The 11886-nt window shown below is 39.7% G+C and carries 6 protein-coding genes; all 6 read right to left on the reverse strand.

From position 1 onward, the window contains the following. Positions 1–216 precede the first annotated feature (216 nt). Entirely contained in the window at positions 217–1836 is a 1620-nt protein-coding gene (locus tag DWW10_RS18395) for a DUF6377 domain-containing protein (RefSeq protein ID WP_118422037.1), read from the reverse strand. 199 nt (positions 1837–2035) lie between these two features. Beyond that, entirely contained in the window at positions 2036–3652 is a 1617-nt protein-coding gene (locus tag DWW10_RS18400; RefSeq protein ID WP_118422051.1) for a sulfatase family protein, read from the reverse strand. Between the two features lie 51 nt (positions 3653–3703). Next, a complete protein-coding gene (locus DWW10_RS18405; protein WP_022393483.1) occupies positions 3704–5569 on the reverse strand; it encodes a RagB/SusD family nutrient uptake outer membrane protein in 1866 nt (621 codons plus the stop codon). Positions 5570–5592: 23 nt separating this feature from the next. Next, positions 5593–8982 carry a SusC/RagA family TonB-linked outer membrane protein gene (locus DWW10_RS18410; RefSeq protein ID WP_022393484.1) on the reverse strand — a complete coding sequence of 1130 codons (3390 nt, stop codon included), beginning with the start codon at positions 8980–8982 and terminating at the stop codon, positions 5593–5595. 134 nt (positions 8983–9116) lie between these two features. Continuing rightward, a complete protein-coding gene (locus DWW10_RS18415; RefSeq protein WP_022393485.1) occupies positions 9117–10124 on the reverse strand; it encodes a FecR family protein in 1008 nt (335 codons plus the stop codon). Between the two features lie 74 nt (positions 10125–10198). Then, positions 10199–10828 (reverse strand): RNA polymerase sigma-70 factor, encoded by a 630-nt coding sequence (locus tag DWW10_RS18420; protein ID WP_118422038.1) that lies wholly within the window; start codon positions 10826–10828, stop codon positions 10199–10201. Positions 10829–11886: the final 1058 nt, after the last annotated feature.

Consider the following 11886-nt stretch of genomic DNA (forward strand, 5'->3'; position numbering starts at 1 on the left):
AACCAATACCTAAAGAAAATCTATTGTTAACTTTAATTTCTACGGCAAAGGTAGAGCATAACTTTCCGGGTAAGAGAGTTGAGTAGATACATAAAGTAGATATTAGTAGAAGATTTTAAACGATAAGCAACTGAAATACAGCACAAATCTACTTTCCCGAATGAATCAGGAAAGTAGATTTAAGTAGACGTTTGAGGAAAAAAGAAAGAGGTTTTATCAGCCTATTTGCTGCACGGATTCCATAAATTCATCCTTGGAAAGCAAAGATTTGTTCCGTACTTTCAGACGATAGTTATACACCGTCTGGGCAGAATAATGAAGGAAGTTCGCAATCTTCCCACTATCTGTAATACCCAGTCTGATCAGAGCAAAGACGCGCAACTCGGGGGTCAGCAGTTCACCCTCCTTCGGGCAGATGCGCTCATCTTCCTGAAGCAAAGTATTGAACTGCTCTATGAACTTAGGATAGAGTTTCAGGAACACACTATCGAACGTGTAGAAGAATTCTTTCAACTCATTGGCAACAAAAGAGGAGGAGTTGACAGTCTTATACAAATCATCCAATTGCCCGGTCTTGATTTTACGGGCAAGCATTTTCCGTTGCTCTTCCTGTTTGTTGATATAGAGGGAACACATATTGAATACATAGCCGATATATTCTTCCTTCACCTGATTGGATTCCTGCAGCTTATCATTCAGTGTATGCAGATCGGAATTGATATGTTTAAGTTCCTCATTCATAGTGTTCACCGCTTTTCGGGCTACATTCAACCGCTTCATCTGATAGAAAATGAACATCAGAGCAACCAGCAATATAATCAGCAGGACAGATGTCAGGATGACCAGAGCAACCATCTGTGTTTTCTCCTCCCTCAACTTGTTTTCGTACGTCCGGCTGATAACGGGAAGCAATTCTGAAATCTCCTGTGTACGATAGCGTGCATTGCAGAAGGTGGCATCTTGCATAGAGCATTCTATATAGGTATAAGCACGCTTTATATCTCCTTCCTGAAACAGAAGGTTCGCTAACTTCCACAAGGAGATGTATTCCTTCGTTGCCGCCTGAATATCTGCAATAGCCGAAATAGCCAGATATTTCTTCTGCAATTCGGTATTCCCCATAAAGGCATAAGCATTGGCGAGGCCGATAGAAGGGATGGCAACACTGTATCCTTTCTCTTCGTGGGTCTTGTAGCAACTATTCAGTATTTCTATGGCCTCATCATACTTTTCTTCATACAGCAACTTTTCACTCATCATCAACAGATACCCCTGTGAACCGGGACGGCGCATACTGATAATGGAATCTTTATATTGGTATGCCAAACCCCGGTAATGTTCTTTCATCTGATCCGAGAAAGCATAATCCGCCATCAACGTATAAACCTGGTGATACTGATAATAATAATAGGAAACGCCGGAATCATCCAGATCAGCGGACTTGATTCCATCCAGTATTTCCAGACCTTCCTTATACATGGCTACTCCTATCATCACTTCGGCAATATTCAGTTCTGCCGAATAAATGTAAAGGGGATTCTTCATGCGCTTGGCAAGTTCTACGCGCTGATTGGCTACCCACAGAGCCGAGTCCATGCGGTAAGAACGGTACTTGCCGAATAATTCGCGGTAAAGATCATAACGTTCCTGGTCGGAATGAGACAGATGGAGTTTCCGTTGCAAGGCATCTATTTGTTCCTGACGTTTCAAGGTGTACTGGGGACGGTTTCTGATAGACATATCAAGTTCACGAAGCAAAGAGTCTGTTTCATTGGCACAGATATGCAGGGATAGGAATGCTAAAAAGACTACCAGAAGTACTTTTAGTTGCCTCATATGGATTTTTTCGGTTTAACAATAGATCTTCACGGGCAAAAGTACAGAATAAATATCTGAAAAGAAAAGTTTCAGAAATCTTTCGGTAGTAATTCACCGGAAACGTTTGCCTTGTTACGTCATAACAGTATAAAAAAGAACCAGGAAAAGCCTTCCGACCTTCCCTGGTAACTAATGCACTTATGATATTTTCATTCTATCATTCTGCCCAGTCGGGTTTAGGGAATTCCCTTATCGGACTGTACCGGATGTAGGATTCAAATATTTCTTTGTCAGGTCCCACTATACGGGGATCTTCCGATCGTTTCAGCTCCTTCAATAAAGCTTGTTTCAGTTCTTTTTCAATCTCAGCATAACCCTTCTTGCCAATCAGGTTATCGAGGCAGAACGGATCATTGCCAATATGATATAACTCAAACTCAGGACGTTTATTAAATGCCAGATCGAAAAAAGGACGAATAACGGGGTCCTTATAATTCTCTATCAGAAACGTCTTAGAAGGTGCATCATCCACATCAGTAAATGCCCAATCGGGATGGAAGGTACCATCTTCACCGATTCCGTACATGGGGCATAGTTCGCCCGTTTTCTTATTTAGCATCTGAGGAGCTCCGGCAGGCCAACGTTCCGGCCTAAGGTTCCAGATTAACAGATAATCCTGGTTGCGGACAGCACGCTGCGGATATCCTAAATTCTGCCAACGGGAAGAAGAATGCCTCTCACGGCCCATATACACATACTTTTTCGACTGATCTACTATTCCTTCTTTTTTCGATTTAAGTATATTCATAAAGCTCCGCCCTGAGATAGGAAGCATTCCATCCGGTTTCACTCCCGCCATTTCCAAAATGGTAGGGGCAATATCCACAAAGCTGATCGGATCATCTACCCGGCGTTTTCCCGGAAAACCTTTCGGATAACTAACTGCGAAAGGAACATGTACCCCATATTCAAAACAATTGGCTTTTGCCCGGGGAAAAGGCATGCCATTATCTGCCGTTACTATAACAATTGTATTATTGAGTTCACCTATTGAATCCAGATATTCCAGCATTTTAGACAAATGCGAATCAGCCCATTCTATTTCTACGGCATAGTCCAGCATATCCCCTCTCACTTCTTCCGAATCGGGAAGAAAACCAGGGACATCTACCTGATCGAGGCTTTTTCCATTGCGTTTCCATGAACCTTTTTCATAGACGCGATGAGGCTCGGTAGCTCCATACCAAAAATAAAAAGGCTGTCCGTCTTTACGTTGCTGCATGAAGGAACGGAAATTCTTATAATAGTCCGTCAATCCAATTCCTTTAGCCGTACGTAAATCCGAAGAAGTGTTTTTTTCATATTTATGTTTGTTGAATGGATGTCCGGCAGCGTTTCCTTTTCTCCATAATGTATCCTGATCGTTCCGTGCATATTGGAAAGGGTCTACACCCTTTCCTGTGAAACCGGTGTAATATCCGCTTGCTTCCAAAAGGTCGACAAACGGAACATGCTCTTTCATCCAGGAAGAAGCATGCTGTCCGGATTGCTTGTTTTGCCAGTGATGGCGCCCTGTTACCAAACTACTTCTGGAAGGTGCACTCCCCGGAGAGCCGCCATAACAATTTGTGAAGTAGATTCCACTAGAAGCCACTCTGTCGAATCCCGGTGTATTTACAAACCGGCTACCGGCAAAACTGGTATGTGCATAACTTTGGTCATCATTTATCACGAATAAGATATTCGGACGTTTGGTAGGTTCTTCTTTTCCTTTAGTTCCAGCAAGTACCCCCGAACTTAATGAAAGTAGCACAGCTCCAGTTATATATCTCATAGGATCGTTATTTAAAAACATATTATTTTTGATTTAATTCTTCTATTCTTTTTAATCACCCTCGTATACCAAAGGAGGAATGTTCTTTTCCGTACCAGGATACCCTTTATTCTGATTGATTATTCCCCCGGAGTTCGTATTGATTGCATACGAAGGAATAGGCCAGAATATATGGAAAGGTGAACAAGTGAAATAGTTTCCGTACGGAGTCCGTACACCTTTATTATAAAAGTCACTGACTTCTACTACCCTGTCGTACCAGAAATTATCTTCCGTCAGCCTGTCCATCGTATATGTCTTCCCATTGTAACAAGGAATTCCTGTCCGGGCATAAATAATAGCCATTCGCGTTAATTCCACTTTACGCGGTTCTTCATAATACAATTCTCTCGCTCTTTCATCCAATACGGCACCTATCTTTTGCTTTTCAACATCCGCAGCCGAATACATATATTGTGCATTGGCTCTTTTCCGTATCGTATTTATATCTTCGGCAGCTTTCTGCCACTCGTCTTTCCATACATAAGCCTCTGCCCTGAGCAAATAGGTTTCAGCCAAACGGAAAATATAGAAGTCGCCCGGACCTCCCTGTGGTTGTACGCGATCAGGATCGGGATACCAGGTTTTATAATTTGGCCAGCTAAACCAGCATCTGATGGTATCATTACATAAAATGTTTCCCTGATCATTATACAGTTGAAGATTCTTCCCATACCATTCATTTCCGTTTTTCTTCAGTGCAGGATTGTTATAGACCAACATTTCCATAGTCATCCAGTTTTCATTATCTGTCCGATGCCTGTAATCTGAAAAATCTTCCATCTGGTTGATAATCCATACACCTTTTTGTGCATACCAAGTGGGACGGATACGACTGATTCCTCTGCCGTATTTTTCCACAAGCCCGATTTCATTCTTAGCTGCATCCGACAAACCGTTCGCTCCATTGGGCGTTTTAATAACTCCGGTTAGTCCGAAATAAGGAAGTGCATTACGCATGACATTAGTACCATTCGTATTTCCTTCCATACCATATCTATCGATAGTTAACAATAGACCTTCAGTATTTTCCGGCAGACTTTTATTTTCAATACGGAACATATCCCATACCACATCTTTATTGGCAATGCTCTTATCTGATCCGAACCGTTCAGTGCAGAGTTTATGAACTCCACCGTTTATCACTTCGGTTGTAATTCGGATAGCATCATCGAATCTTCCTTCGAGTAAGTAGTACTTAGCAAGCAAATGCTTACAGGCAGCTTTGGTCACCTGTCCACCATTTACTTTATTAGCTTCGGGGACATGCTGTACGGCAAACTCCAGATCCTTTATCATTTTCAGCCAGATGGATTCTTTTGTGGTGGTGTAATAGTCAACTTTGGGTTCGGTAAGTTCATCCAAAACCAAAGGAACATCTCCATACTGCAAGGTTTTCATATAGTAGCGATAGGCTCTTATAAAATAGGCTCCACCTAATAGCGCATTCTTCGATTCTTCCGATTTAAATGTAGCTTCATCGATTCTGTTTATAATCGTATTGCAGTTTTTAATGTTGATAAAAGAATTATCCCAGTACCATCCGATCTTGGTATATGCCAAATCGTTGTTTTTTCCATCAGGAAGCATCTGATTGTTCAAATCCTGCCATGGAGTCGCCTTATCGGTTGTACCGTCTACAGCTATATCCGAATATTTCATATTTGTACAGAACGGCGCTTGATCGGCACAAAATTCTCCTCTGAAAGTCGTCATTGCTTTATCCAATACCGCTTGTAATCCAGCCTCATCAATCAATGCATTTTCAGGAGCATAAAAAGAGAGTGGCTTAGGATCAAGGAAATCTGATCCGCATGAGCTAAACAGGCAGACAGTAAATGACAATATCGCTGTTTTATATTTTATAACGGTTTTCATATCTATATAATTTGATTTAAAACTTAAAGGGTCATATTTAATCCAAAAGTAAATATTCTCTGTGAACGCATTCCATCTTCGGGGTCACCGAATTTCCAGTCTTTTGCCCACATAGCTGCATTCTTTACATTCAATGTTAGTTTAAGATTGGATATAGGAGTCTTTTTCAAAAATTTGGCAGGAACCTTATAACCTAAAGCTATATTTTCCAAACGTATATAAGACTTATCAAACCATACCGAATAATCGACTCCTTTTGCAGGTGCAGAGCGCAATCTGGCAAAATCATCCAACTGATTTTCAGGAGTCCAATAAGGAATATCCCTGGAGTTACAGCGATCTTCTATATGATCTGCATGTTTTGCCAAATTATAACTACCCTTATGTCCCCAGAGAGAATACAGAACAAAAGAGAATTCAAAGTCATTAAACAACGTAAAAGTATTGCTCAATGTCCACGAAAAACGTGGGGTTTTATATCCCAGAAATTGCTTGTCTTCATCTGTCAACAACCCATCATCATTTACGTCTTCCAGCCTGAAATCACCAGGTGCCTGATTCCATTTGGCAGCCTCTTCTTCTTGACCGATCTTCCAGGTTCCCAGAATCTTATAGTCCCATATCACATCTTTTGCCTGACCGATAAACCAATTATTGGTCTTGTCATCCGGTTCTTTTTGCCCTACAAAGTTACCATCTTTATCAAAAACATCATACTTTTCACCGGTTATAGTAATAATCTTATTCCGGTTTAATGAGAAGATCAGATTGGATGTCCATTCAAAATTATGTTGTTTCATATTGGTACTGCTCAGAGAAAGTTCGAATCCCTTGTTTCTGATTTCTCCCAGATTGGCGTACACTCTTTTGTATCCCGTGATGGTAGGAAGTTCTCTGTTTACCAATACATCTGTGGTCGACATATAATAGGTTTCTACGGTTCCGTTTAAACGGCCATTAAATAGTCTGAAGTCTAAAGCCAAGTTATAAGCTCCTGTCTTTTCCCATTTAAGTTTTTTGTTTCCCATTGTATTTATTTCCAGAGTAGGAATGGTAATCGGATTTCCATTTAAATCGGTATTCAATGATTTTTCAGCAAGCATTTTAGACAAAGCTGCATAATTTGTAATGTCCCTGTTTCCATTTATTCCCCAGGATGCTCTTAACTTCAGATAATCAACAAACTTCACTTTGAAAAACTTTTCTTCTGAAATCACCCATCCCAAAGCGGCGGCCGGGAAGGTAGCATAAGGATTGGAATATCCGAACAAAGACGATCCATCCCTTCGTACCGATAAAGTCAATAAATACTTGTTCATGAAACCATAGTTGAGTCTGGCCATCAGGGCATTCGACGTTCTGATTTGGTCGTCACTCGATATTTCCGGTAAATTTCCTATGGACATATCATGATATCCGAGTATATCGTTCGGAGTAAAATTCTGGTTACTCATTTTCTCCGTATCATTACGGAACTTTTCTGCATTTGCCAGCAAGGTGACATCTACCTTATGTTTTTGCGCAAAAGTCTTGTTCCAGTTTATTATGTTATCGACTTGCCACTCTCTCCTCAAAGAGTTTTCACGCGAAGCACGTCCTCCGAACAACTTCCATTCCGGGTGCTCTGAAGAATCATGTATATTGTTATGATAGAAGACGAACCGGGTGGTATAGTTCACCGTATAAGTAATTCCAAATGGCAAATCCAGAGTGGCATAGATTTTAGGGAAAAAGGTAAAATATTCCTGCTCCCGCGACCTGTATGTAGAGTTTAATAAAGGATGTTTTGCTTGATTATCATCATTGGGATATAATTTCAATGTTTCTTCATCACTTTCATAAAAGGAACTGTAAGGAGTGAGTTTGGTATACTGATCCACCTCCGCGGGAACAGAGCTTTCGTCACGGTAAGAGAATTGGGCATTCAGACCTACTTTTAAAAAGCGGGCAGGTTTCCCTTCCAGATTCACTCTCGAACGTATGGTAGAAAATTCATCTCCCTTTACTAATGATTCATTCGACATATATCCCAATGACCAGTAATAAGAGAAATCTTCTTTTTTCCCGGAAAGACTTATGTTATAATCCTGCCTCGGACCGTTATGAAAAATATAATCTTCCCAATCGATACTTCTTCCTGCTTTGTAATTCTCTATTTCCAATCCGGTCAGTCGCAGTCCCGACAACCAGGCATCTACCAGATTATCCGGTGTGGTACTATGGTAGGCCATCCATTGATCCAGATATTGAGAATCTATCGTACGCGGATCATCAAAAGGACTCCAAGGCGTCTGTGGTACAGTTGCACTATATACTGACTTAAACATATCAGAACGCCATTTGATAAATCCATCTTTATCATAAGGTTTCACCCTGTTCGCTGCAGTAGCTATACCGATACTTCCATTAAAGTTGACAACAGGTTTTTTGGAGCTTCCTTTCTTGGTTGTAATAGCTACCACTCCATTGGTGGCTCTCGAACCATAAACCGCAGCAGAGCTTGCATCTTTCATAATATCCAGCTTCTCAATATCATTCGGGTTTATATCTGAAATATCACCATTATAGATCACTCCATCGACAATAATCAGAGGGCTCGATCCGGCAGTCAACGTATTGTCACCACGAATCATCATATCACTATTTCCCTTCGCAGAAACAGAGTATCCCACACTCATACCCGGAATACTGTTGCGCAATAAATCGCCAACACTGGCTGGAGTATAGTTTTGCATACTTTCCGCTTTCACCTGAGAAATAGACCCGGTTAAGTCACTTTTCTTTGCCACTCCATAGCCCACAACAACTACTTCATCCAGGATTTGTGAATCTTCCTGCAAAGTGACTGTTATATTCTGATTATTTTTTACAGGAATCTCTTGGGTAAGGTATCCGATATAAGAAATTTGTAGAACTGCATTTTCTGCAACATTCAGGGAAAAGTCTCCATCCACACTGGTGATTGTACCATTTGATGTTCCTTTTTCCATGATATTACATCCAATGACCGGCTCTCCGGTATTATCCTTAATGATACCCGTAATTCGCTTGCCTGTTTGCTGAGCAGCCTTAGTCTTTTCGTCTGCTTTAAAAATAACGATGTGCTTATCTTCTATTATATATCCTAAATCCTCCCCCTTAAAAAGAGCATCCAAAATTTGGGTGATGCTGCCATTCTTAATATCAAGGGATACTTTCTTCTTCAGGTTGATTTCCTCATTGCGATACCATAAAGAATATTCTCCCTTTTGCTTGATCTGTGCCAAGGCTTCTTCTAACGTTACATTCGTTAAGTGGAGAGATAGGTTCTTTACCTGTGAATGAGCTATTTCCGTAGATGCCAAAAAGAATATAATTACAAGAAACAGATAATAAATACGACGAGGGTGTTTATTTTTTAAATTTAAATCCATATTTTTGTATTGATTTTAGGTTTGTAAATCCATGAACAATTACAGACTCTAGTCTTAACTGAAGCGAAAAATGTTAGCGCATTTTTCGCTTTTTCCATACTATATTATTTCATCATAGGCATTCTTTTTTAGGGTTAATAAATTCTTTTCCGAGCTCTTTTATTTTCATCTATATAGATCATATATTCTTCAATCCTGTATTTTAAACGTTTATCTGCAGTTATCACACGCAATATTTGCTCCAGATTCTCACCCCGCAGGAAGTCTCCGGTCAGAATAATATCCTCAATATTAGAAGAGGTTATGCAAATATTTACATTGAAAATACGTTCAAGCTGTTTGACTATTTCTTTCAAAGGAAGTGCCCTGAAATAATAGATCCCGTTTCTCCACGATGTATAATGGGCAATATCCACTGTACGTGTAGTCAAAGAATGATTGTGCTTATCATAATATGCTTGTTCGCCAGGAGACAGGAAAATTCTTTTTTTCTTGTCTTCACTCTGCACCTCGACTTTTCCTTCGGATAAAGAAACCTCAATCCAATCATCTTCTTCGTATGCTTTTACATTGAATCGTGTACCCAATACTTCGACGTTAATCTGATTAGCCTTCACTATAAAAGGATGCTCGGCATCATGAGCCACCTCAAAGAAAGCTTCTCCGTTTATTTCGACTTCCCTGTTCTTGGAGACAAAAGCATTGGGATAAGTGATTGTAGTTCCGGCATTCAAAATGACTTTGCTCCCGTCGGGTAAAGTGATTGTTGATAACATACCAAATGGATTAGACATCTCTATTTGTTGACTGTTGACTTGATTGAAACCTTCTTTATATGAAAAATAACCGGTCATTCCCAATAGTATTGCAATAGAAGCGGCCACAGTGCTGATCTTTAAAAGCCGCCTGATGTACCGGCTCCTGTTTATCCGTTTATGAACTTCTTGCAAGATATAGGATTTCATTTCTTCTTCTTTCTTTTCGATTTCAGAAGAAAGTTTCATTTCACGAATCAACTGGCGGAAACTACGATTATCATCATTAGAATGACTCCAGTCTTCTAATGCCGCTTTTTCATGATCACTGATATCATGAATTAATTCATTTCGTAGAATATCAATAGGGTTGTTTTCCTCGCTCATAATTAATTGTTTCTAAACTGAGGAGTAAGCTTGATGGGATTTCATTTAAAAGAGATCCCGTATTTTTAAATTCTTTAACTAATGGAAGAGAAAAAGAAAGACCATAATAGAGAAAGAGTCAAGTCCGGATAATATGGTTTTATTTGCTTGATAATCTTTTCTATAGCAATTTTCATTTGTACGCGCACCGTATTTTCCGAGATGCAAAGTCTCTCTGCTATTTCTTTGGGTTTTAATTGCTCCTGACGAGCCATAAGAAATATCAAACGGCATTTCTCAGGCAATTCGCCAATAATCTTTCCCAAGAGCTGCTCCATTTCTTTATAAGAGATCTTATCATAGGGAGATTCTTCTTCTGTGATTTCCAGTTGGACAGGTAATTCATCCAATGAGACACGGTTTTGCCTGCCATTTTTCTTACTGTAACGGGTAACTTCGTTTCTTACGGATATAAATAAATAAGCTTCCAGGTTTTCTATATCCTTTAGGCGTTTGCGCGATTGCCATACTGCAAAGAAAACATCAGCAACTACTTCCCGACAAGATTCTGTGTCTTTCAGAAAATAGTAAGTATAGCGAAATACCTGGTCATAATACATCTCATAGAACATATTGAATGCCAATGTATTTTCCTCTTGAATCATTGTTAAGAGGCTACGGATATCTTCTGTGTCTTTCACCGATTCTAAAATCATTTTTTTCATTTCATACTATTCCATACAACTATTCAGGAATCAATGACTGAATCTGAGAGACAAAGATATAACTGTTTATCTTTGCCTCCAAATTTAATTTATGTGAATTCAATCGTCCGTGGATAGTATTCACTGAAAAAGACAGCAGATTCAGTGCGCTGTAATTCGATTATTTTATATATTTGTGCAGTCGTAAACACGACTATGATTTTACATATTAAAGAAAAAGCGTTTAGCTGATTCTTGTGCTGGAGAAAAGTCGAAAAATTTGAGTGCACATGGAACAGACTATACGCCTCACCGTTATATGCGGTAGGCGTTTCCTGTTTGTGCACAAGGGCTTCGACTCCCTCTCCGGCGGATAGGCAAATGCTTACCGCTTTTTTTATGCTTATCAGACAACATTGGACGGGAGCAGTAAAAAACTCTTTTAACCTCAAAGGCAAGTCAAATCGGGTAGATGTGGATACCGGACGGCTGAGAAGCCGAAAACGTAACATGAATATGTTACTACTTGCCTTTGACAAAAGAGGACGGACAAACAAAACTAAATATCAATGGGATACATATCCAGCCTTCTACATCACAAAATATCAAAGCCTATCAATTATGAATGAAAGATTGCTAACGGGATTCTTGTTAGTTTATTGATAATCAACCAATAGCATTTACCGACGATTTACTATTAGATGTAAAAGCATTTACTGCCGTATGTAACGGCCTTTACCCCTTATTGTAACGACCTTTACCTCGGCATGTAACGGTCTTTACCTCAGCATGTAAATGGAGTTACCGTGTGGGGTTACTAAAGTTACCATTTGGAGTAAACTGAACTTCCATGCAAGGAAACAACTGTGTACATATAAAGGTGAAGTAAGATAATTCATATCGAAAAAGAAATGAACTAAATGCTGATAATAATTTAGGCGCGGATTACGCGGATTACACGGATTAAAGGCTACGCTATAACATTGTACTACAGAAAAAGAATCCGTGTAATCCGCGTAATCCGCGCCTAAAATTATATTCATAACCCGAAAGACACGAGCTAATTTATTGTTTTTTAG

The sequence above is a fragment of the Bacteroides intestinalis genome (assembly GCF_003464595.1).
Lineage (GTDB): Bacteria > Bacteroidota > Bacteroidia > Bacteroidales > Bacteroidaceae > Bacteroides > Bacteroides intestinalis_A.